Source organism: Larkinella knui (assembly GCF_003858645.1).
Taxonomy (GTDB): Bacteria; Bacteroidota; Bacteroidia; order Cytophagales; family Spirosomataceae; genus Larkinella; species Larkinella knui.
This window is the reverse complement of the sequence record NZ_RQJP01000001.1, coordinates 2130518-2154545: the sequence shown is the minus strand read 5'-3', so window position 1 is coordinate 2154545 and position 24028 is coordinate 2130518. Positions and strand designations below refer to the sequence as shown.

Sequence of the window (24028 nt, the reverse complement as noted above, 5' to 3'; positions counted from 1 at the left end):
AGTTACCACCAGCCGGTTCCCGATGTCGGGGAATGTACCGTACCAGCGTTAACCGGTAACTTGTAAAACCAAGTTTCAAAGTTACGAAGATTTTAGGGAATGTGACAGTTTGTCAGGTAGGAAAGTAACCGCAGGCTGGCGTCGTTAGAACGGATAACCAATCCCGAAGTTGATAACGAGCGGGTTGGGGCCCCGAAACATTTTATCAAACCGAAATTTGGGCAAAAAATACCGCTCATCGATAAGATCGCCGGACTTTTTACCTTCGATAAAATAATTCTGGCCGGGATCGTAGATGAAATACCGGGCGGGGTCGTATACTTTAACGGCTCCATCCAGCCGAATGATGAAGAAAGAGAAATCGATGCGCAGCCCGACACCGGCACCCACGGCGATTTGCTGAATGAAGTTGCGGGAAAAATTCTCTCCCGATCTATTCGCATTATCCCGTAAGGTCCAGACATTCCCGGCGTCCATGAAAACCGCTCCGTTGATATCACCCCCTAAATGAAATAGATGAGTTCGCAATTCAGCCGAAGATTCAATGATCATGTCGCCGGGTTGTTCAAAATCGTAACGGAACTGGCCGGGCCGCTTTGGATTGAATTCAGGCACCAGACCTTTGTCGTCGCGGGTATAGGGAATAGCAGAACCAGCACCAAGTCGGCGGGGTAACCAGGCCCGGATACTGTTGCTGCCACCGGCAAAAAAAAGTTTTTCGTAGGGAGCTGTTTTATTAGTTCCATAGCCATAAACCAACCCGGTGTTGAAACGAAAGGCCAGTGAAGTTTTTGGACGTAAAGGAATGTAATGCCGAAAATCTATACTACCACGCAGGTATTTATAATATTGCAACCCACTCGTTGGCGTTGTGTTAAAGAACTTCTGAAGCTTCTCATCATTGAATAGATTCAAGGTTGTTCCGCCCGATTCAAACGACAATCGCAGGAAATTGGCGCGCCGGTTCTGGCCCAGCACATTTGTATTGTAGGTGTAGGTAAAGCCGATACTCGACGCAAAAGCACTCCGAAAACTATTCCGAATGGTGCTGCCCAATGAATCCTGGCGGTTTAAATAAGCCCGAAACGTATCGCCGACGGCCCCGGTCCTGATGGTGGCATTCAAATAGTTGATATCGGCAACGACAAAATTATACTGATGACTGTTGTTTTTTAGCCAGTTATACGACAGGGCGGTTCTTAATATTCTTCGTCTGTATTCAGGGCGACTGGTGTTATTGACGCCAAGACTGACCTGCGTCCGCGGATTTAGTCGGTTGAACAGAAACCGGATTTTTCCGGGAAAAACAATATGAGGGAAAATCAGAGATGTATTTAATCCGAATTCCTGCGCAAATCCTACCGAGCTCTTCAGCGAAGAATAACCGGTTTGCGCTTCAAAACCGTATCGCAAAGCCGTTTCAAAGGTTCCCAGCCCACCGAATATATTATGAATTCGAAATGAAAAATTGCTAAAAGGCCCTGGATACCCTTGCCCCTGATACAATACAAAAACACCGCCTTCGGTCGTCAGCTCGTACTTGTCGATCGGTACTAAATTGACCCGGGTTCGTAAGCGTCTGCCGGTCGTATCCGTAAAACTGATGTTGGCAAACCGGAACTGGTTCAACAAGAACAATTGCCGTTGGGAATCCTGGTAATTTCTGAGACGATACAAACTATCGGGCCGCAGAAAAATGCGGCTGTCGAGCAAGCGAATGGCGTAATTCTGTTTGCCCAACAGAAACCGTAATCCGTTGTAGTTGACCGTGTCGAGCGACGAACGATCCTCGGCCCGTGCCACGCGCACATCAACCTCACCGATCGTATAAACCGGGTGTCGGGCCTGGCCGGGCGGGTTGGCAATGCGGACCAAAATATTCAGGTTACGATGCGAGGAGTCCGTACTCAGGTTTCGTGCCGAATCGACATCGAGCGGAAGCGGTATATATTGTCGCGAGAAGCTGTAATAGCCGTTGTTCCGCAGCAGTTCTTCGATCCGAACACGTTCGGCTTCGACTTTGTCGGCATTGTAGCGTTCACCGGATTTCAATGTGGAGCGGCTGAGGGTTTGCCGGACAATCGAATCGACCCGGGGGTCGGCAATCTGGTAGGTTATCTTGTTGAGGAGGAAAGGGACATTTTCGGTGATGTTATAGGTCACCCGAACCCGGCGTCCGAGCAGTTTACTACTGTCGACCGAATACGAAGCTTTCCCCAGGATAAAGCCGTTGTTGAATAAAAACCGCTGCATTTTCTCCGCATTTTCCCGGGCTTCCGGTTCGTAAAAATAGGCCGGGGGTTCGCCGAGGGAACGCATCACCCAGTTGCCTTCTTCGGCCCTCCGGCGCAGGCGGGTCAGCTGGCGGTTGAACCGTTTCAGTTGTTTCCGATGCGACCGGGTGGAGTCCGGTTTTTCGATAAACTGGTCATACTCTTTGCGTTTGGCCTCCAGGTTCCGCTGGGCCGCTTCCTTATCGAAACTTTGTGACCCCAGGCGGTAAAACCAGAGGGCGGGCGTGATGGGTAATCGAAGGATCCGGCGGTTGGGCTTCTGGGGAATGAGTGCTTCGAATTCGGTGCTTGATACCGTCCGGTTGCCGCGCACGGTCTGACTAAAAAGCAGATACTGGTTTTTTTGTAAGTTCTTCGAACTCACACAACCCGTCAGGGAAGCGATCAGGCCAGTCAGTATACTTAAAAAATAAGCCGTAGAAATTGCAAATTTTGGATGATTGCTGACGTTGCTTCTCCTTAATTTGTAATTCATACGCTTACATTCGTAATTTCTTCCCATGATTTCCAAATCGCTTAGCAAATATATTCAGTCGCTGCATCAGAAAAAATACCGGCAGGAACATGGGGCCTTTTTGGTGGAAGGGGCCATCAATGTGTTTGAACTCAGTGCGTCGGATTACCAAGTCGAATTGCTGCTGACAACGGAGTCTTTTTACCAGGAAAACGCCCGCCGGTTGGATCAACAACGGGTGCGCCTGGAAATGGTTTCGGCCGACGAGCTGAAACGGGTGGGCACGCTGGTTGCCAACGATACCTGCCTGGCTGTTGCCAAAACGAAAGAAAACCGGTTTTTAGTAGCTGAAGCCGACGAATTTGTGCTGGTTCTGGACGATGTCCGTGACCCCGGAAATCTCGGAACCATCCTCCGGATTGCCGATTGGTACGGGATTCGAAAATTGATCTGTTCCCTGTCGACTGCCGACGTGTATAATCCTAAGGTGATTTCGGCCAGCAAAGGCTCCTTTACCCGGGTTGACTGGTATTACTGCGAATTAAATGCGTACTTGAGTCAATTGCCCCATCGGCCCATATACGGTGCTTTCCTGGATGGCGCCAGCGTGCATTCGCTGGACTTTGGAAAGTCGGGCTACATTGTGATGGGAAATGAAGCGAATGGTATTAGTTTGGAAGTAGAGAAGCTTGTTAATCAGCGGATTACGATTCCCCGGTTTGGTCAGGCCGAATCGTTGAACGTCGGTATTGCCACGGCGGTTATCTGCGATAATCTTCGCCGTGCCCGGCCGGGAAAATAAAAATAGCCCTGTTCAACGCAAGGCTACTTTTACTGCTTTCTTAACCTAAACTAAATATACATATTGGTTACAAAAATACGACCGCAGACCGGCTCTACATTTACCCCAATATGGGGGATTTATTAAAAACATCAGAAGGCGTAAATTTGTGAAATAGGGGGATTTTATCCCCCAAACCCAATGAAAACAAATTTGTGCATACTGCTCCTCTGCCTGAGCGGGGTGACGGCGTTCACCCAGGCAACTAAAAATTTGCCAGCGGGGAATTCGATCGAGTCGCGCGGGCCGGTGATGCAGTTTCTGGACCAGATTTCGGTTGACAACGGCCTGTCGCAAAGTGGCGTCTACTGTGTTTTGAAAGACAGCCGGGGCTACGTTTGGTTCGGAACCCAGGATGGTCTGAACCGCTACGACGGCTATCAGATTACGCACTATAAACACAACCCGTTCGATAGCACCACGCTTTCTCACGACCAGATCATGTCGTTGTATGAAGACGCCCGGGGCAAAATATGGGTTGGAACCGTCAATGGATTAAATCAGTACGACCCCGTCACGGGGCATTTCCGGCGGTGTCGGGATTTGCTGGAACCCAAACAGCAGCGGTTTGGCCTGACCACCATCAACGCCATTACGTCCGACCGCTTCGGAACGGTTTGGCTGGCCACCAGTTTGGGACTCAAGCGGCTGATTTTTAAAGATGCCAGCCACTACCAGGTCATTCATTACGTCATCGAAAACCAGGACGACCGGCGCGCCCAGGTCGTGAACGCGCTCCTGACCGATCAGAACGGCACGCTGTGGATCGGCACGGGTAGAGGTCTGGCGCAACTGGCGCTCACCAAACCCGATCCGAAGCAAAGGCGGCCCGTGCCGGTACCACTGGTGGGCTGTGTAGACAACCTGACGTACCAGCTACCCAATGACTGGGTGAAAACGATGGCACTCGATGAATTCGGCACGGTTTGGGTCGGAACCGCCGGCGGAATAGCCCGGATCAATCCCGCGTTGAGGCAGTCGGAAATTTACCCCGAAATTGGTGAGCAAACCGGTGACCTGCCCATCAACTCCATTCACATCGACCGCTACAGAACGCTGTGGATCGGAACAAGCCAGAATGGGATATGCCGCTTTAAAATTGTCAGCGATCAGCATATTCGCTTCATGGACCGCATTCAGGAAGATTTATTTGGTAAAAAAGGACTGAAAACCGGGGCCATCAACATGATTTACGAAGGTCCGGCACCGCTGGAAGATGTGGTCTGGATTGGCACACTCGATGCGGGCGTTCAGCTCTACAGCCGTTCCAAAAACACCTTCCGCCAGTGGCCCACCATCACCAGCCGGCAGCAGTCATCGGCGGCCGGTCTGGTGTTTGCCGTCACCACCGACCATGCCGGAAAGCTGTGGATTGGCACGCACGAAGGGTTGATTCAAATCGACCGGCTGACATCGGCCATTCAGCGGTTTCGGCCCAATCCGGCTGACCCTCACAGCATTGGCAGCGATAAGATTCAATGCCTGCGGGAAGATCGTCAGGGTAATTTGTGGATTGGTACCATGGAAGGGCTTTTTCGGTATGACCGGCAACGAAACCGGTTCGACCGCCGGTTGGCCGGTATTTCCTCCAAAAGCAGCGAGAAAGGCGACGGCGTTCTGAGTCTTTATGAAGACCAGGCCAGCAATCTGTGGGTGGGAGGGTATTCCAGTCTGCGACGAATCGACGCCAAAACCGGTGCCGTCAGTACGTATCGCCACGACCCGAAAGACTCAACTAGTCTGCGGGCTTTTATTGTTTACGCAATTCAGGAAGACCGCAAGGGCATGCTTTGGGTTGGAACGGGTTTTGGGTTGAATAAACTAAACGTACAAACCGGTAAAATTACCCACTATGAGAATAATCCCAAGGATCCGAATAGCTTGATGGGCGAACAGGTGCTGGGTTTTCTGCGCGACAGCAAAGACCGGTTCTGGGTTTGCAGCAACAAAGGATTTAGTAAGATGGTGTATGGTGAAAAAGGGGAGGAGAAGTTTATTCACTACACCGAACGCAATGGCTTGCCCAATGAACTGGTCTACGGGGCGCTGGAAGACGCGCAGGGCCGCATTTGGATGAGCACCAACCTCGGTCTGTCGTGTTTCGATCCGCAAAAAGAGCAGTTTGAAAATTATGACATCAATGACGGCCTGACCATCAACGAATTCAACATGAACGCCTACCACCAGGCACCGGATGGCGAAATGTTTTTCGGGGGAATTGGCTCTCTGGTTAGCTTTCGACCGATGCGTATGGTTAAAAACCGGCATTTACCCCACACGGTTTTGACATCGTTCAAGAAATTTGAAAAACCGGTCAATGTCGATAGTTTGCTGGCAAACCAGGGCCGGATCGAGATCAAGCCGGGCGAAAATTTCTTTTCATTCTCGTTTTCGGCGCTGGATTATACCAATGCCCACAAAAACCAGTATGCGTATATGCTGGAGGGTTTCCACGACGGGTGGATTGAAAGTGGCACGCGCCGGTATGTGAGTTTTACGAATATTCCCCCCGGCGATTATGTTCTGAAAGTCCGGGGGTCAAACAGCGATGGCGTATGGAGTGATGCAAACATGCTCCGGATTCCGATTACCGTACTGCCGCCTTTCTGGCAAACGTGGTGGTTTCTGGTTCTGCTCATAACGGTTCTGGGCGGAACGATCTGGCTGGTTTACAATTACCGCGTCAAGAAAAAGGTCGAACACCTGCTGGAACTGGAGCGGGTAACGCTGGCCGAAAACGAGCGGGTCCGGAAAATGGCGGCTCAGGATCTGCACGATGAATTTGGCAACACCATCACCCGCATTTCGATGCTGACCGAAATCATTAAAAGCAAACTGAACGGCCACGGGGAGGAAATTTCACCACTGCTGACGAAAATCAGCGATAACAGCAACCGGCTTTACCAGGGCACGAAGGATTTTATCTGGGCCATTAATCCCGAACACGATAATTTTCTGGAAATAGCCATCCGGCTGAAAGATTTCGGCGACGACGTTTTCGACCGTAGTCACATCACTTTTGAGGCCATTGGCATCACCGACGATCTGCGGAAAGCCATCCTGCCGGTGGGCACGAGCCGTCACCTGATTTTTCTGTTTAAGGAAGCCATGAGCAACACCCTGAAGCATTCGCAGGCTACGGTTTCGCAGATTCACTTTGCGATGTTCAACCGGCGCATCGAAGTGCAATGGAAAGACAATGGCATCGGCATTCAGAAAAGCAGCCGGTCGACCGTCGGCAATGGGTTACACAACATTCGGAGCCGGGCCGAGAAAATCGGCGGAAAAGTAGATATTCTGTCCGAAACGATGGAAGGCACCACCATCCTGTTTCGGATGGATATCCCGCACATTGGGTGAATACCCGCTCTCGTCGCTTCATCGACATTCCTTTCGTAAAGTCATTTATTCCGTTGGTGTAATAACGGAATAACCGGCCCTAAAAAAGTAGTTTCTTACTCTTGCAAACTCTAATGGACACACTATGAATGTAACTCAACTTTTACGCAGTCCGCAGACGATTCGGATTTGCATTGTCGAGGATGATAATCTGATTCGCGACGGTTTCGCGTTACTGATCAATAGTACGTACGGTTTCAAAATTGCCAATACGTATTTTCGATGTGAGGATGCGATCAAAAACATCCATTCCGACTCACCCGATGTGGTTTTGATGGACATCGAGTTGCCGGGCATGAACGGGATCGAAGGCATCGCCCGCATCAAGAAACTCCGTCCGAAAACCAACATTATTGTGGTCACGGTGTATGAAAACGATGAACTGGTGTTTAAAGCCCTGTGCGCCGGAGCGGGCGGGTATCTGACCAAAAACATGCAGCCCAGCCGCCTGCTGGAAGCCATTCGGGACATTCAGGAAGGTGGTGCGCCGATGAGCACCAACATTGCGCGGATGGTCGTGGCGTCGTTCCAGAAAAACCGCAATTCACCCCTGACCGCCCGCGAAACCGAGGTGCTGGAGTTGCTCTCAAAAGGCAAAAGCTACACCACCATTGCCGAACAATTGTTCGTCGATAAAGAAACCATCCGGACACACATCAAGAATATTTACTGGAAGCTTGAGGTTCATTCCAAAGCCGAAGCAATCGAAAAAGCAATCAAAGAAAGGCTTATTTAGCACTAAAATCACCTCTTATGGGGTAGAGGACCGCCCCATCATTCGCCTACTTTTGTCGTGTTGACTCGCAGGCGGCATATAAGCCATCTTCGAGCTGACAAAGAAAATAAAACCGGGTTCTGTTAATTCCGAACCTATTCTATGAGATGAACGTAAACAGAAAAAACCAGCCGTTTCGGTTGGTTTTTTCTGTTTAAAAATCACCCTCATTGCGGGATTTTTCGACTGTCAAGGTTAGTGACCTTTGTAAGAAGACACTAATCAGCAAACCAATGAAAATACTGCTACGAGGAATCTTGCTAGTACTGTTGGGATATCAGTATGGGCTTTCCCAATCAAAAACGATTACCGGCACGGTTCGGAGTGCGTCCGACAAATCGCCGATGCCCGGCGTTACCATCAGCATCAAAGGCACCACCCAGGGCGCAAGCAGCGACGGGGCCGGGGCCTTCCGGATCACCAATGTGCCGGATAATGCGCGACTGGTTTTTTCATTCATCGGCTTTAAAACCCAGGAAGTCAACGTCGGTAACCGTACTGATTTTGATATTTTGCTGGAAGAAAGTACGGCTATACTGAATGAGGTAGTGGTTACGGCGTCGGCCATCGAGCGCGAGAAAAAAACGCTGGGCTACGCGGTTACCAATGTGAAAGGCGAAGAACTGATTCGGGCCAATGAGTCGAACATGCTGCGGTCGTTGCAGGGCCGGGTTCCGGGGGTTCAGATTTCGAGTGCATCGGGAGCCGCCGGGGGCGCTACCCGCGTGGTTATCCGCGGGGCGCAATCGTTCAATGGAAACAACCAGCCGCTGTATGTGGTCGACGGGATTATTGTCAGCAACAACAACACCACCACGGCTATCATCAACGGAAACGGCACGGCTTCGACCGCCGGAACAGGCGGTGACCTGAACAACGGGGTGGACATTACCAACCGCGCGGCCGACATTGATCCGAATAACATCGAGTCCGTATCCATTCTGAAAGGGCCCGCTGCTGCGGCTTTGTATGGTTCGCAGGCGGCTTCGGGCGTCATTATCATTACGACCAAAAACCGGGGCAAATCCGTCACCGATAAACCCCAAATCAGCCTCAACAGCTCGGTTAGCTTCGAAAACCCGTTGCGGCTTCCGCCGTTCCAGAATACGTTTGGGGCCGGTTTCGATGGCGTTTATGACCTGGTAGATGCCGGAAACGTGAGCTGGGGGCCTAAAATTCAGGGACAGATGGTGCCCGACTGGCGTACGTACGGCCTGTATACGCTCGGGCAACGGGATCAGCCGGATTCCATTCCGCTGGTGGCCAAACCCAACAATGTCCGCAATTTCTTTAAAACCGGGATGACGGTCAACAATTCTTTCTCGGTGCGGAATAACAACGGGACTTCCAACTACATTCTGACGGTTTCGGATGTCAACACCAAATCCATGATTCCCAACACGGACTACCACCGGACGGCCGTGAATGTGGGAGCCGGAACCAAGTTTTTCAACAACAAAGTTTCCACGAATCTGTCGGCCACATTCACCCGTTCGGGTGGTGACCGCGGGGTTCAGGGACAGGGTCGTTCGAACATTCTGCAAACCATTTACAACACGCCCCGCGATATTGAAATCACGGAGCAGAAGGATATCAACGATCCGAGGTATGATCTGAATGGCTATTATCTGGCTGGTTTTCGAAATAATCCCTACTGGCTGTTGGAAAATAACCTGTTGAAAGACAAAGTCAACCGGTTTTTTGGCAATGCCCAGATTAGCTATGATCCCGTGTCATGGCTGAATTTTACCTACCGGATTGGTACCGATATGTATTCGGATTTGCGGACCCAGAAGTTCGCTCAGGGCACGATCAATACCGTTGGTGGCCGTTACGTCGAAGATAATACCAACTTCCAGAGTTTGCTATCCGATTTTATCGTTACGGCCAACCGCGACCTGAGTTCCGACCTCAACCTGAAAGTGATTCTGGGACATAACCTGCAGGATTACAGCTCGTCTCGGGGGGTGTATGACGGTCAGCCGCTGATTGTGCCGGATTTCTACGACCTGAGCAACGCCAGCACCATTGTAACCACCCGGGTCGATTCGCGCACCCGGCTATACGGTATTTACGGCGATGTACAGCTGGCCTACAAGGATTATCTTTTTCTGGACGTGACCGGCCGGAATGATTACTCATCGACTCTGCCGAAGAAAAACCGGTCGTTCTTTTATCCCGGTGCCAGTGTGAGTTTCATTCCCACCTCAGCGTTTCAGAATTTGAGAGGGAATGTCGTGAGTTACAGCAAGATCCGGGCTAATATCGCCCAGGTAGGGAAAGTGGCCAACGCCTATCAGATCAATCCCGTCTTCACGCGAACGTCCATCACCGACGGGTTTCAGGCCCTGTACCAGTTTCCGTTGAATGGAATTGCCGGTTTTTCGGTCGGCAACATCCGGGGAAATCCGGACTTGCGGTCGGAACTGACCACCTCCTGGGAGGTCGGCGCGGAAGTCATGCTGTTTAACAACCGGCTGGGATTTGATTTTACCTATTACAATTCCAAAAGTGCCCAGCAGATTGTCAATGTGCCGATTTCGAGCACATCCGGCTTTTTGGCACAAACCCTGAATGCCGGGGCCATGACCAACAAAGGAATCGAGCTTTTACTGACCGGAACACCGGTAAAAGCACCGTCGGGTTTCCGCTGGGATGTATCGTTCAACTTTACGCGCAACCGCAACAAGGTCACGGAGTTGTATAACCCATTGGCACCCGTTGGTTTGGGTGGGCTGGCGTCACCCGGTTTGCAGGCCCGGTTGGGTGAGCCTTATGGTGCGTTCTTCGGCAGTAAAATGTTGCGTGATCCGGAAGGACGCGTCGTGGTCAACCCCACGACCGGCCGTCCGCTGGCCGATCCGGTTTTGCAGGTACTGGGCAATATTCAGCCCGATTTTTCGGCCGGTTTAAGCAATACCGTTTCGTTTAAAGGGTTGTCATTCAACGTATTGGTGGATACGCGTCAGGGTGGAAAGTTCTACTCCCAAACCGCTAACCTCGGCCGGTTTGGCGGTTTTCTGGAAGAGACGACCTTCAATGACCGCGAACCGTTTGTGTATCCCAACTCCGTAATCCAAAACCAGGACGGCACATTTACGCCCAATACCACGATCAAAACAAACGGCGGGTACGAGTACTGGTCGACGGTTTCGAACTTTGGCGAAAACAACCTGTTCGATGCCTCGTTTGTGAAGCTCCGCGAAATGAGCCTGAGCTACGCTTTACCCAAGTCGCTGATCGGAAAAACCCCGTTCTCGACCATTCAGGTGTCGTTGATTGGCCGCAATTTGATGCTGTGGACCCCCAAATCACAGCCCAATGTCGATCCGGAAGTTAGCTCGTTTGGAACCGGCAACGCCCAGGGCTACGAATATCTGGCGTATCCGTCGTCACGGAGTTACGGAGCTAGTCTGAAAATTGTGTTGTAACCGATCTTGATTTTTCGAACCATATGAAACGGACCTTATTAAAAACCGTGTTACTGTCCCTGTTCGTCGGACTAAACACGGCCTGTGACAAAGAGTATCTAGACATCAATACGGACCCCAATAACCCGACCGTAGCCGACATCAACCTCGCTTTACCCGCCGGGCAGGCGCAGGTCGCTTTTATCGTGGGCGGCCAACTCAACATTCTCGGCGGTATTTTGGCGCAATACTGGACCATTCCGAAAGGCGGAAATCAGTACCGGGCCTGGGATCAGTACAACATCACGTCGTCGACGCTCGATGGACAGGGCGGGCAATTTGCCACGATGTATTCGGGGGCTCTGGAGGATTTTCAGTACATCATCAACCAGGGAAGCGCGCAGAATGAGTGGCGCATGGTTGGCATTTCAAAAATCATGAAAGCCTATGCGTTTGGCGTATTGACCGATTTATACGGGGACATCCCCTTTTCGGAAGCCTTGAATGCGGACAAAACGATTACCCCCAAATACGACGCCCAAAAGGATGTTTATGCGGGTTTGCAGGCGCTGCTGGATGACGCTAAAGCGGATATTGCCAAGAAACAGGGCCGTTTTCCGGGTACGGCCGATATGCTGTATCAGGCCGGGGCAGAAACGGGAATGGATCGCTGGGTTCGGCTGGCCAACACGCTTAAGCTGAAATTTTACATGCGGCTGAGTCAGGTCGACCCCACCACGGCCCGGACCGGTATTCAGGCCCTTTATGCCAGCAGCGGTACGGCTTTCATGAAAGCCGGTGAAAGCCTTCAACTGGCGAACGGTACGGTTACGAATTCGGAAAATCCGCTCTGGCAGGCGACCTTCCGGTTGTCCAATAACCTGACCGCCAGCACCACGATCGGTAATCTGATGCTGCCGAACAATGATCCCCGGCTGCCGGTCTACTTCCTCGATGCGGATTTGCGGACCCCCGAAATCGAGTATGTATTCACGCCCAACGGAACCACATCAACCAACACGCCAACGTACACGTCGTATCCGGGTAAGTATTTTATCGGACAGCGGTTTACCAATGGAACCATCACCGGTACCTCGGCGGCCAGCGGAGTTACGGCCGCCGATGATAACGCGGCCAAGGCGCGTCCGGTGGTTTTGGTGGCCTACGAAGAAAGCCTGTTTCTGCGGGCCGAGGCCATCGCCCGGGGCTGGGCCGGGACCACCGCCGACGATCCGGCCAAGCTGTATAACGAAGCGATTACGGCGTCGATGACCCGGTTTGGCGTTCAGCCCGGCGATTATTTAACCAAACCGACGGTCGATTATACCAGGCAGGCCGATAAAATCAGAGCGATCGCTACGCAAAAATACCTGGCGCTGTACGGACTGAATGGGGTAGAAGCCTGGTCGGAGCAGCGCCGGACCGGTTTTCCGGCGCCATCCGTTCCGGTGGTAAATCTAACGGGCGGCAAATTCCTGAAACGCTTGCCGTATGTCGATTCGGAATTGCAGCGCAACCCAAGTATTGCCACAACCGGTATTGCGCCCGGCGATGTATTGACCCCCGTTTGGTGGGATGTCGATTGACGTGACCGGCCAGTTCACCAGCAGAAAACGATCGATTTTACGCTTAAAAACCAGCCAATTCGGCTGGTTTTTTCTTTATCCGCTCTTTCGACCACTCATCATCCTCTGCACTCCATTCCTTAATATCCCCTCATTTGCGGTACCTGGAGCCGAAGACATCCCGCTACTTTTAGCTCATCAGCCGGTTGCCAAAAATGAATCAGTGGTCACTCCAAAAACAGCAAATACGATGAATCGCGCTATGAAAATGATCGCACTTATCCTGGTGATGAGTGCTCCCGGTATCGCCGGAACCAATACCGCCGGACCCGGCGAAGAAAAAGACAATGCATCGCCGTCGGTTAACGTGACCCGCACCAAGTCGATGGGGGTGGCCGTTTATCGATCGATCAACACCGCCAAGATGAATCTACTGATCGAAAACTACATTGAAGTGCCGCTCAAGGTAACGTTGATGGGCGAAAATAAGGAGGTTCTTCACACGGAGAAAGTGAGCAAACGACTCAAGAAATACTGGCGGAAATTTGACATGGAAACCATGAAAGATGGATTGTATACGTTCGAAATCAGCGATGGATTCACCAAAGTCACCAAGTCATTCCGGCTGGAAACCCAAAAGGTCGAAGTGAAAGAACCCACGCGTTTTGTATCACTGCTGAATTAACAGCCGGGTAGCCTTGCCGGATTCAAACCATCCCTCGCTGACGAAGGAAGGTGGGTAAAAGACTGCCGCGCTTTTACACCTTCCTTCGCAGCGGGGGATGGTTTTGGGTGGATAAAGCGAAACTTTTTGCTACTCCGCCGGTTCCAGAGAGATTAATTCCAGGGCGATTTTCCACTTTCCCTGGCTGTCTTTTTTCCAGATCCTCAGGTAGTTACCCATCTGTTTAACGGCTTTTCCGCCCGTGTTTGCCAGAGTCTGCGTATTACCATATACGTAGCCCATATCACCCGATTCGGCAACGGAGGCATTTAATGGCAGAAAACCGAGGGTAACCGGCTGTTTTAGCAGCGAGTCGATAGCGGCCTGCTCAAGATACGGCTGCTGATGCATCCGGTATAAGCGGGTCTGCGGGGCGAGGTATTGTTTGTAGGTCGTGGCTGCTCCGTTTTTTTCCAGAACCTTGATAAACTGGTTGTCAAACGCCAGGAGTTCTTCCCGATTTTTAACCGTATCCGCGCTCGTCACACTGCGAATACCGGTAGCCGCCCGAATCATATTGACCGGCGGAACTGGCGGAGCCGGATGGGTAATTCCGATGTCGAGGGCAACCCGCCAATTGTTGTCCGGTTGTTTTTTCCATACCGTAACATAATGGCCAAAACCCGTTGGCTTATCCGCCAGCGTTTTCGGGCGCGATTCCCACGGCCCGGTCGTATACCCCAGATCTCCCGAAACCGACACGTCGGCGGCAACCGGCTGCCAGGTTAGCTTTCCGGGATTTTCCGGGCTCTTTTCCAAAAACTCGCGACCATTCGTAACCTTGCCTTTGTTAAACAGAATACCGTCCGGAGCCAGGTAGGCTAAAAAAGCGGCTTTGGTCGTGCTGTCTCTGGCGAATTGCGCAAATTTTTTCTCGCTATTGACCAGGGTTAATAAGGGACTTTGTGCCAGGGCCGAACTCGCCACTGCCAGGAGAAGAAAGGCCGGGAAAATGTGTTTCATACTACATAAACGTACTCATGCTCGATTCGTTTGCCAATTCTTTTGCATGTTCTTTGCCGAGATAGTTATCAATCAGAAAATGAGCGACATACAGAAGCGGTGTTAGCACAACAGCAATAAAAAACTTGTAGATGTAATTGACAATCGCAACGGCGATGACCTGCGAAAACGACCAGTTTCCAAAAATGTAGAAAGCGATGGTCAGAACCACGAAGCTGTCGACCAGTTGCGAAACGAGCGTCGATCCCGTTGCCCGGAGCCAGATTTTGCGGCTACCCGTAATTTTCTTCAGGGATTGAAAAACCGTGGCATCCAGCAATTGCCCCAGCATGAAGGCCGTGATTGAACCGATGATAATGCCGAGCCCCTGCCGGAAAATCATGGCAAACGCGTTGTTGATGTTCACCGGGTTCCCCACCGCATCGGTTTTGTTGACATCCAGCCAGAACTGAGCCGGGGGCAGCGTGGTAACGAAGTAGATGATCAGAAAGCTGTAGGCGATAAAACCGGCCGTAATGTAGGAAATCTGCTTGACGCCTTTGATGCCATAATATTCATTGATGATGTCGGAGGTGATGAAAACCGCCGGCCAGATGACGACCCCCGCCGTCAGGTTAAAATCCAGCACAAAATCGCCGAGTAAATGCAACTGCGCCGGAGCGACACCCAGCAGGGTTTCGGCGGAGAAAATCTTGACGCCAATGATTTCCGCAATGATGGCATTCGTTAGAAAAATTGCACTTAAAAAGATGTACAAACTGGTTCGCTTGCTGGTAAAAGAGGCCATACGGGAGTTAAGAATTAAGAGTTAAGAATGAAGAGTTAGTCGGTGGCGAAACAGCAACAAGATAGAACGCATAACGCTTAAGTCATAATTCTTACTTCGATGAATCTGGCCAACCAACGGCAATTTAATCCATTATTCGGTTCCATGGTTTTTCGGTAACCGCGCCGGTCCCATCGTTCAGGTGTAACTAAAAATTACCTTAGGCAACTGTTTGCCGATTGGGTTCGTTATCTGATGTATGAAAAAGAACGCATCCGTTGTTGAGTTCGATGAAAACGATCTGGATCGAATTGTGGAAATGGCCTGGGAAGACCGCACGCCTTTCGAGGCCATTGAGGCACAGTTTGGGTTGTCGGAACAGGAGGTTATCGACGTAATGCGCCACCAGCTAAAACCCGCTTCGTGGCGGAGGTGGCGCGAACGGGTTCAGGGCCGGGCCACCAAACACGCGGCTATGTCGGCTGTGGATGATGCCCGGTTTAAAGCAAACCGGCAACGCAGTATAACCATGAACCGGATTACCAAACGGCAGTGAGGGCTGTACGTGACGTCTGGTAATCCCACCCGAAACCGCAAGCTGACGTCACTTCCGGCGGCTTTCCAGGAACGCTTCAATCCGGTCCAGGGCCAGCGTCAGATCGTCGACGGAAGGCAGACAGACGATCCGAAAATGGTCGTCGTGGACGTAATTGAAACCCGTTCCGGCCACCACCAGCACCTTCTGCTCGTCCAGTAAATCGAACACAAAATCATCGTCGCTGGCAATTCGGAACTGGGAGAGGTCGATCTTGGGAAAAATGTACAGGGAGCCTTTCGGTTTCACGCAGCTCAGGCCGGGAATGGCCGTAATGCGATCATACGCATACTGAATTTGCCGGTACAGCCGTCCCGTAGGCAGGATTAAGTCGTTGATACTCTGGTATCCACCCAGCGCGGTTTGAATGGCGTATTGGGTTGGCACGTTGGCACAAAGCCGCATACTGGCCAGCAGCGTCAGCCCTTCGATGTAGGATTTGGCCCGGTGTTTGGCCCCACTCAACACCAGCCAGCCACCCCGAAAACCGGCCGCCCGGTAGTTCTTCGACAAACCGCCCATCGAGATGCACAGGGTGTCTTCCACCATCGTCGCCATGGGATGATGAACGACACCGTCGTAGAGGATTTTGTCATAAATTTCGTCCGCAAACAGAATGAGCTGGTGCTTTTCTGCAATTCGGGCGATGCCTTGCAGGACGTGCTTGTCATAAACCGCCCCCGTCGGATTATTCGGATTGATGACCACAATGGCCCGGGTGCGCGATGTGATCTTGCTTTCCAGATCCACCAGATCCGGGTTCCAGTCGGCCTGCTCGTCACAGAGGTAATGGACCGGTTTGCCACCAGAAAGGGCCACGGAAGTTGTCCAGAGCGGATAATCGGGTGAAGGCACCAGCACTTCGTCGCCTTCGTTGATCAGTGCCTGCATCGTCAGCAGAATCAACTCGCTCACACCGTTGCCGATGTACACGTCGTTGATGGCAACGTCTTTGATGCCCAGATTCTGGGTGTAATGCATAACGGCTTTCCGGGCGGCAAAGAGACCCCGCGAGTCAGAATAACCCTGGGCGTTGCGGATATTCAGGATGATATCGTGGACAATTTCGTCGGGCGCGTCGAAACCAAACGGGGCCGGATTGCCAATATTCAGCTTAATAATGGTGTACCCCTGACTTTCGAGGTCCAGCGCTTTTTCATAAACCGGCCCGCGAATTTCGTAACGCAAATCATTGAGCCGGTTGGATTTTAAAAAATTCATAGGGGTAATTGATTCGAAAAGTGGGGCAAAACTACAAAGTTTCCCAGGTGAATAAACGGATTGGTTTAAAGTTGTGTCGGGCCTAAAAACAAAAAAGCCGCCGGTCGTCAAACCGGCGGCTCCTGATTAAGTTTTCCGTGGTCAGACTGTCGCAAACATCGACTTGGCTTTCGCTTCCAGCTGGCTTTCACCCATCAGGAAGAGGTCGGCCGCTCGCGCGGCTTCACGGCCTTCTGAAATCGCCCAAACCACCAGCGACTGTCCCCGGCGCATATCCCCGGCGGCAAACACTTTTGGGTTGGCCGTAGTCTGATAATTAACGGCTTTGACGTTGCCACGCTCGTATTCCAGTTCGAGGGCATTCAGCAAACCTTCCTGCTGCGGATGCAGAAAACCGGCCGCCAGCAACGCCAGTTCGCAGTCGATATCCCGTTCCGATCCCGGAACTTCTACCATGTTCATGCGACCATCGACGTTTTGCCACTCCAGGTCCACGATGCGCAGGGCTTTCAGGTTGCCATTTTCATCCCCGATAAACGCCTTCGTATTGATCGACCAGTGCCGTTCGCACCCTTCCTCGTGCGAGGTGGAGGTCCGGAGCATCATCGGCCAGTTGGGCCAGGGGGTGCTTTCGGCGCGGTCGGCCGGTGGCATGGGCATCAGTTCAATTTGAGTCACCGACTTCGCACCGTGGCGATTCGACGTTCCCACACAGTCGGAACCGGTATCACCGCCACCAATAACAACGACGTTTTTGCCGGTTGCCAGCAGTTCGCCATTCTGGTACGGTGCGCCCCGGTGGTCGACCTGAACGGGACGATCGGCAACGCGCTTGTTTTGCTGACTCAGAAATTCCATCGCAAAATGCACGCCTTTCAACTCCCGGCCCGGAATCGGCAGGTCGCGCGGAACCGTTGATCCTCCCGTCAATAAAATGACGTCGAATTCGGCCAGCAGTTCCTTGGCTTTAATATGTTCACCAACATTTACGCCGGTTTTGAACGTGATGCCTTCGGCTTCCATAACGGTCAGCCGACGGTCGATCACCCATTTTTCCAGTTTAAAATCCGGAATACCGTACCGCAGCAAACCGCCGATCTGGTCGGCCCGCTCGAACACGGTGACGTCATGTCCGGCTTTGTTCAACTGCGCAGCCGCTGCCAATCCGGCCGGGCCGGAGCCGACGATGGCCGCCTTTTTGCCCGTCCGTTTGATGGTTTTGGAAGGCTGCACGAATCCGCGGGCAAACGCAGCTTCGGCAATCGACTTCTCGATGAATTCAATGGCGACGGGCGGTTTATTGATGCCCAGCACGCACGATGATTCGCAGGGAGCGGGGCAAATGCGGCCCGTAAACTCCGGGAAGTTGTTGGTCGATGCCAGGATTTCGTAGGCATACTCCCAGTTCTGTTCGTAGACGGCGTCGTTGAACTCCGGAATGATATTTCCCAGCGGACAGCCGTTGTGGCAGAATGGAATACCGCAGTCCATGCAGCGAGCCGCCTGTTTCTGGGTATCTTCCTCCGCGTACGGTTGTTCGATTTCCTTGTAATCATGAAGCCGCTGCTGAACGTCGCGTTTTTTCGGCAGTTCGCGGGTAAATTCTAAAAATCCAGTGGGTTTTCCCATGTAGATTAAAGCGTATACGGTTTTTCAAATACTTCGTCCCAGGTCAGGTCTTCCTTATCTGCCGAAACTCCGGTTTCAATTTCTGCTTCGATTCGAGCTTCAGCAATAACCCTTTCCCAAATGCTTTGGATGTATGGTACATTTAAAGAAGGCGTATATTCCCTTAAGCTCTTAATTTCAAAGCGGGCATTATTGATCGTCAGAAGCCAGCTTTTGGATCGTTTTTCCGGCTGAATTTTCCATTTAATTATGTGCTGCATCAGTCGTACCAACTGACTCTGCAAAGCCCGGCGCTCAGAACGTGACATGGTTTCAATTAACTGATTGAGGCCACTTTCTGCGTCTTCCAGATCCCCTTCGTCCCAGGAGCGTTTGATCTCCTGTGCGGCTAAAAGCTCTGAAGTCGATGCAATTTCTTCCCAGTTTTTCATGGCATTACCTTGGTTTTAAACAAAGATAACGAAAGAAAATCAGTTGTTATCCGTGGGCCACGTCCACGACGATGTCCTGATAGACCACGTTCTTGTCGCGAATCTGGTCGGCCAGTGAAATACCGCGTCCGGCCAGCGCCTTGCGGAAATCGCCCGGCATTACCTTGACAAATTGCTTGATGAGGTTATCCCAGTCCTGAATCAGCCGCAGCGCCACGTTGCTGGTGGTATACTGGAAGTGTTTCTCGACAAATTCCTTCACAATGGCGATGTCATCGCTGTCCAGGGTTTCCAGATTCACCATCTCGCCGTTGACTTTGGACGCAAAATCGCCCTCCTGATCCCAGATGTAGGCCACACCACCGGACATGCCGGCGGCAAAGTTTCGACCAACCGAGCCCAGAATGACGGCCAGACCGCCCGTCATGTATTCCAGACCGTGATCACCAACGCCTTCGACAACGACCTTGGCCCCCGAGTTCCGAACGCAGAACCGCTCGCCCGCCATCCCGCGAATGTAGGCTTCGCCGGAGGTTGCGCCGTAGAACGACACGTTGCCGACGATGCTGTTTTCTTCCGGTTTAAACGGCGCCATGCGGTCAGGGTACACAATCAACTGCGCGCCACAAAGCCCTTTTCCGAAATAATCGTTGGCGTCGCCTTCCAGTTCGAGCTTGATGCCATGGGTGTTGAACGCACCGAAACTCTGACCGGCCGTACCCCGGAATTTGAAGTGAATCGTGCCTTCGGGTAACCCCTTGCCAGCGTATAGTTTGGAAATTTCGTTCGATAAAACCGTACCTACCGCCCGGTTCAGGTTGATAATGGGATACTCGGCGTATACCGATTCAGCGGCTTCCAGCGCGGGTTTCGCTACTCTGAGCAATTCCCAATCCAGAATATCATCCATGCCGTGATCCTGCTCTTCCTGCTTGTACAAGGCGACATCCAGGTTATTGGCATCTTTGAACAAGACCGCCGACAGATCGACGTGATTGTATTTCCAGTGCTTGATATCGTTGCGCATTTCGAGCATTTGCGACTGACCCACCATTTCGTTGATGGTCCGGAAGCCCAGTTCCGCCATGATCTCACGCAATTCGGTGGCCAGAAACGTGAACATGTTGACGACGTGTTCCGGTTTGCCCGTAAACAGCGCCCGCAGGTCTTTGTTCTGCGTGGCAACACCCACCGGACAGGTGTTCAAATGACACTTCCGCATCATGATACAGCCGACGGTGACGAGCGCAGCGGTGGCGACACCGAATTCTTCGGCACCCAGCAGCGCGGCAATCGCCAGGTCGCGGCCCGTCCGGATCTGGCCGTCCGTCTGCACCGTTACGCGGCCCCGCAATTTGTTGCGAACCAGCGTCTGGTGGGTTTCGGCCAGTCCCAGTTCCCACGGCAAACCCGCGTGACGAATCGAGCTCAGGGGCGACGCGCCCGTTCCGCCGTCGTGTCCCGAAATCAGGATGTGATCGGCGTGGGCTTTGGCAACCCCGGCGGCAATGGTTCCAACTCCGGCTTCCGACACCAGTTTGACGCTGATGCGGGCGGCCCGGTTGGCATTTTTGAGGTCAAAAATGAGCTGGGCTAAATCCTCGATGGAATAAATATCGTGGTGGGGCGGGGGCGAAATCAAGCCCACACCCGGCGTTGAATGACGCGTCCGGCCAATCCAGTCGTCGACTTTATGGCCGGGCAACTGACCCCCTTCGCCCGGTTTCGCGCCCTGCGCCATTTTGATTTGCAGTTCGCGGGCGTTTGTTAAATAATGACTCGTAACCCCAAACCGGCCCGAAGCCACCTGCTTGATGCTCGAATTCATGTTGTCACCGTTCGCCAGTGGCGTATACCGCAGTTCGTCTTCACCGCCTTCGCCGGAATTGCTTTTGCCGCCGATGCGGTTCATGGCAATGGCCAGCGTCGTGTGAGCTTCCCACGAAATGGAACCGAAGGACATGGCACCTGTGGCAAACCGGGTGAAAATGCTTTCGATCGGTTCAACTTCCTCAATCGGTACCGGATTGCCTTTCTTGAACTTCATCAGGCCGCGCAGGGTCAGGGCCTTGCGGGTTTGGTCGTCGATGAGGTTGGCGTATTTCTTATAAATCTGGTAGTCGTTCTTTTTGGTGGCCTGTTGCAGCAGATGGATCGTGTCGGGGTTGAAAATATGCGCTTCCCCGCGTTGTTTCCACTGGTAGACGCCACCCACTTCCAGCCGGGGCGTCAGTAGGTTATTTTCCGGAAATGCCTGCCGGTGACGAACCAGGATTTCGCGACCGATCTCTTCGAGGCCCATCCCGCCAATCCGGGAAATCGTACCCGTAAAATACTTGTCGACCACTTCCTTGTTCAGACCCAGGCACTCGAAAATCATGGCGCCCTGGTAGGACTGAAGCGTTGAAATGCCCATTTTCGAGAAGATCTTGAGCAATTCTTTATTGACGGCCTTGATGTAGTTCTGGTGGAGTTTTTCGACCGGATAATCGGTCTGAATCAAGCCGCGCTCCTTCATATCCGTGATGGTTTCGAAAGCCATGTACGGGTTGATACCGGAAGCTCCATATCCAATCAGTGTCGCGTAATGATGCGTTTCCCAAACGTCGCCCGCTTCGACCAGAATACCAACCTGACCGCGTAAGCCTCTGCGAATCAGGTGGTGGTGAATGGCCGACGTCGCCAGCAGCGACGGAATCGGAGCGTGGTCGGAGTCGATGGCCCGGTCGGACAGGATGATGATCTCAAACCCGTCTTCGATGGCATCTTCGGCGTAGCGGCAAATGCGTTCCAGAGCGCGCTCCAGTCCCGTGCCGTTATCGGCCCGGAAATAGGTGTTGATCGTTTTGGCCTGGAAGTGGTTTTTATCCACAAACCGCAGTTTATCAAACTCCTCGATGGTCAGAACCGGCTGCGCCAACTCGATCAACCGGCAATGTTCCGGATCTTCGCTCAGCAGGTTACCGGTAGCACCAACGAACGAAATCAACGACATAATGGCCCGTTCCCGGATTGAGTCGATCGGCGGGTTGGTCACCTGCGCGAATAATTGCTTGAAGTAATTGGCCAGATGCTGGCTTTGTTCCGACAGAATAGCCAGGGGCGAGTCGGTTCCCATCGACCCCAGGGCTTCCAGACCGGTTTCGGCCATCGGCGCCAGAATCATCCGCAAATCTTCGGAGGTAAAACCGAATGCCTGCTGCCGTTGCGTAATGTCCTGCTTCCGCATGTGGCTAAACGTGCGGACCGGTTTGGGCAAATCGGAAATTTTAATCTTATATTCTTCCAGCCACTGCTTGTACGGTTTCCGCGAGCAGATGTCGGATTTCACTTCTTCGTCACTGATGATGCGGCCCTGTTCCAGATCCACGACGAACATGCGACCCGGTTGCAGACGGCCTTTTTTGACCACCCGTGCTGGATCGATATCGTTGACACCGGCTTCGGAAGCCATGATGACCACGTCTTCGTCGGTTACCCAGTAGCGGGAAGGACGCAGGCCGTTGCGGTCGAGAGTCGCGCCCACAATCCGTCCGTCCGTAAACGAAATCGATGCGGGGCCATCCCAGGGCTCCATAATGGCTGCGTGGTATTCGTAAAAGGCGTGCCGTTCGGGGTCCATGCTTTCGTTGCCGTCCCAGGCTTCCGGAATCAGCATCATCATCACGTGCGGCAGCGACCGGCCCGATAAAACCAGCAATTCGATGGCATTGTCGAGGTTGGCCGAATCCGACTGGCTGAGGTTGCAGATTGGGCGAAGCATGTCCAGTTCTTCCTGCGTAAACAGTTTCGACTCAAGCATGGCTTCCGCCGTTTTCATCCAGTTGACGTTGCCTTTGACGGTATTGATTTCACCGTTGTGGGCAATATACCGGAAGGGTTGCGCCAGTTGCCAGGATGGAAAGGTGTTGGTCGAAAAGCGGGAGTGAACCACGCCCAGGGCCGACACCAGCTCTTCCCGTTGTAAATCCGGAAAATAATCGCGGAGTTGCTTGGTCGTTAACTGACCCTTATACGTAATGACCCGGCTCGATAGGGAAGAGTAATAAAAATTGTTCTGAACGCCAGCGACCGTTTCATTGATGATCCGGCTGCTGTAGTTCCTTACGATGTATAATTTACGCTCAAATTCGTCAGAAGTCAGGGTAATCGGTTTACGAATAAAGACTTGTTCCATCACCGGTTCGACCGACCGTGAGCCGTTGCCCAGATCAGAAGAATCGACCGGAACGACGCGGTAGCCGAGCAGCTCCAGATTTAGTTTTTTGATGGTTCGGTTCAGAATATCGCGGCATTCTTTCCGCAGACGGTCGTCTTTGGGCATGTAAATCATCCCGACGCCATAATCGCCGGCCGAAGGCAGCGAGAAGCTCAGTTTGCGACACTCGTCGACAAAAAGTTCGTGGGGAATCTGAATCAGAATGCCTGCACCATCGCCCGTATTGGGTTCGTAGCCAACCGCACCCCGGTGATCCATGCGCGTAAGCATCGTCAGGGCGTCCTCCACAATCTGATGGGACTTGCGGCCTTTCACGTGTGCGACGAATCCAATTCCACAGGCGTCATGTTCAAACTCAGGCCGGTACAGACCCTGTTGCGGTGCGTTAGAAGAAGACATCGGCGTAAACTCGTTTGTGGTTTGATATTTAAAAATTGGCAAATCTAAAGGTCTGCAAGCGAGTAAAGGAAAAACTAACTATATGTAGCAGACACTACTGTTTTTGCATTGGAAGTGCAAGTTACGTTAAAATATATTTTGTGAAAAGTCCAAAACACGAAATTTCGTTTGCATAGCCAAATTTATGATTTTGGTACAAAATTGTCTTGGTTAGTGAATAAAATTTAGCAAAAATAGCCTTGAATTGAAGGAATTAAAATGAACAATTTGAACAAATTTCCTCTCAAAAAGCCCTACTAAAAATATAGTTAACCTTGAAATGGAACGGCTTGAAGCGATAATC

General features: G+C 52.0%; 14 protein-coding genes. 7 read left to right on the top strand and 7 right to left on the bottom strand.

Features of this window, described 5'->3' with window-relative positions:
• Positions 1 to 144: 144 nt before the first annotated feature.
• Entirely contained in the window at positions 145 to 2769 is a 2625-nt protein-coding gene (gene tamL / locus EHT87_RS08735; protein WP_124905840.1) for a translocation and assembly module lipoprotein TamL, read from the bottom strand.
• A 25-nt stretch (positions 2770 to 2794) separates the two neighbouring features.
• Between tamL and EHT87_RS08730 the strand changes: the two genes are divergently transcribed.
• From EHT87_RS08730 to EHT87_RS08705, 6 genes are all read left to right on the top strand, one after another.
• Positions 2795 to 3550: a TrmH family RNA methyltransferase gene (locus EHT87_RS08730; RefSeq protein ID WP_124905838.1), complete on the top strand. Its 756-nt coding sequence runs from the start codon at positions 2795 to 2797 to the stop codon at positions 3548 to 3550.
• A gap of 180 nt (positions 3551 to 3730) precedes the next feature.
• Positions 3731 to 6949, top strand: coding sequence for a ligand-binding sensor domain-containing protein (locus tag EHT87_RS08725; RefSeq protein ID WP_124905836.1), 3219 nt, complete (start codon positions 3731 to 3733; stop codon positions 6947 to 6949).
• Positions 6950 to 7073: 124 nt separating this feature from the next.
• Complete coding sequence (locus tag EHT87_RS08720) at positions 7074 to 7724, top strand: response regulator (protein WP_124905834.1); 651 nt, start codon at positions 7074 to 7076, stop codon at positions 7722 to 7724.
• Between the two features lie 272 nt (positions 7725 to 7996).
• Positions 7997 to 11194, top strand: coding sequence for a SusC/RagA family TonB-linked outer membrane protein (locus tag EHT87_RS08715; RefSeq protein WP_124905832.1), 3198 nt, complete (start codon positions 7997 to 7999; stop codon positions 11192 to 11194).
• Between the two features lie 23 nt (positions 11195 to 11217).
• Positions 11218 to 12759 (top strand): SusD/RagB family nutrient-binding outer membrane lipoprotein, encoded by a 1542-nt coding sequence (locus EHT87_RS08710; protein ID WP_124905830.1) that lies wholly within the window; start codon positions 11218 to 11220, stop codon positions 12757 to 12759.
• 247 nt (positions 12760 to 13006) lie between these two features.
• Positions 13007 to 13423: a hypothetical protein gene (locus EHT87_RS08705; protein ID WP_124905828.1), complete on the top strand. Its 417-nt coding sequence runs from the start codon at positions 13007 to 13009 to the stop codon at positions 13421 to 13423.
• 129 nt (positions 13424 to 13552) lie between these two features.
• Here the strand turns inward: EHT87_RS08705 and EHT87_RS08700 are convergent, their stop codons facing one another.
• Both EHT87_RS08700 and EHT87_RS08695 read right to left on the bottom strand, forming a co-directional pair.
• Positions 13553 to 14425, bottom strand: coding sequence for a YybH family protein (locus tag EHT87_RS08700; protein ID WP_124905826.1), 873 nt, complete (start codon positions 14423 to 14425; stop codon positions 13553 to 13555).
• A 1-nt stretch (position 14426) separates the two neighbouring features.
• Complete coding sequence (locus tag EHT87_RS08695) at positions 14427 to 15212, bottom strand: queuosine precursor transporter (RefSeq protein ID WP_124905824.1); 786 nt, start codon at positions 15210 to 15212, stop codon at positions 14427 to 14429.
• 238 nt (positions 15213 to 15450) lie between these two features.
• On the opposite strand from EHT87_RS08695, the gene EHT87_RS08690 reads away from it, so the two are divergent.
• Complete coding sequence (locus EHT87_RS08690) at positions 15451 to 15747, top strand: TIGR03643 family protein (RefSeq protein ID WP_124905822.1); 297 nt, start codon at positions 15451 to 15453, stop codon at positions 15745 to 15747.
• 48 nt (positions 15748 to 15795) lie between these two features.
• On the opposite strand, the gene EHT87_RS08685 is transcribed toward EHT87_RS08690, so the two are convergent.
• From EHT87_RS08685 to gltB, 4 genes are all read right to left on the bottom strand, one after another.
• A complete protein-coding gene (locus EHT87_RS08685; RefSeq protein ID WP_124905820.1) occupies positions 15796 to 17007 on the bottom strand; it encodes a pyridoxal phosphate-dependent aminotransferase in 1212 nt (403 codons plus the stop codon).
• 141 nt (positions 17008 to 17148) lie between these two features.
• Positions 17149 to 18636 (bottom strand): glutamate synthase subunit beta, encoded by a 1488-nt coding sequence (locus EHT87_RS08680; protein ID WP_124905818.1) that lies wholly within the window; start codon positions 18634 to 18636, stop codon positions 17149 to 17151.
• 5 nt (positions 18637 to 18641) lie between these two features.
• Complete coding sequence (locus tag EHT87_RS08675) at positions 18642 to 19067, bottom strand: DUF29 domain-containing protein (RefSeq protein WP_124905816.1); 426 nt, start codon at positions 19065 to 19067, stop codon at positions 18642 to 18644.
• A gap of 46 nt (positions 19068 to 19113) precedes the next feature.
• A complete protein-coding gene (gene gltB / locus EHT87_RS08670) occupies positions 19114 to 23685 on the bottom strand; it encodes a glutamate synthase large subunit (RefSeq protein WP_124905814.1) in 4572 nt (1523 codons plus the stop codon).
• Positions 23686 to 24028: the final 343 nt, after the last annotated feature.

Bases quoted from the DNA above. Each gene is read 5' to 3' on its own strand.
- tamL (WP_124905840.1), bottom strand. From the start codon at position 2,769: ATGAATTACAAATTAAGGAGAAGCAACGTCAGCAATCATCCAAAATTT.
- EHT87_RS08730 (WP_124905838.1), top strand. From the start codon at position 2,795: ATGATTTCCAAATCGCTTAGCAAATATATTCAGTCGCTGCATCAGAAA.
- EHT87_RS08725 (WP_124905836.1), top strand. From the start codon at position 3,731: ATGAAAACAAATTTGTGCATACTGCTCCTCTGCCTGAGCGGGGTGACG.
- EHT87_RS08720 (WP_124905834.1), top strand. From the start codon at position 7,074: ATGAATGTAACTCAACTTTTACGCAGTCCGCAGACGATTCGGATTTGC.
- EHT87_RS08715 (WP_124905832.1), top strand. From the start codon at position 7,997: ATGAAAATACTGCTACGAGGAATCTTGCTAGTACTGTTGGGATATCAG.
- EHT87_RS08710 (WP_124905830.1), top strand. From the start codon at position 11,218: ATGAAACGGACCTTATTAAAAACCGTGTTACTGTCCCTGTTCGTCGGA.
- EHT87_RS08705 (WP_124905828.1), top strand. From the start codon at position 13,007: ATGATCGCACTTATCCTGGTGATGAGTGCTCCCGGTATCGCCGGAACC.
- EHT87_RS08700 (WP_124905826.1), bottom strand. From the start codon at position 14,425: ATGAAACACATTTTCCCGGCCTTTCTTCTCCTGGCAGTGGCGAGTTCG.
- EHT87_RS08695 (WP_124905824.1), bottom strand. From the start codon at position 15,212: ATGGCCTCTTTTACCAGCAAGCGAACCAGTTTGTACATCTTTTTAAGT.
- EHT87_RS08690 (WP_124905822.1), top strand. From the start codon at position 15,451: ATGAAAAAGAACGCATCCGTTGTTGAGTTCGATGAAAACGATCTGGAT.
- EHT87_RS08685 (WP_124905820.1), bottom strand. From the start codon at position 17,007: ATGAATTTTTTAAAATCCAACCGGCTCAATGATTTGCGTTACGAAATT.
- EHT87_RS08680 (WP_124905818.1), bottom strand. From the start codon at position 18,636: ATGGGAAAACCCACTGGATTTTTAGAATTTACCCGCGAACTGCCGAAA.
- EHT87_RS08675 (WP_124905816.1), bottom strand. From the start codon at position 19,067: ATGAAAAACTGGGAAGAAATTGCATCGACTTCAGAGCTTTTAGCCGCA.
- gltB (WP_124905814.1), bottom strand. From the start codon at position 23,685: ATGTCTTCTTCTAACGCACCGCAACAGGGTCTGTACCGGCCTGAGTTT.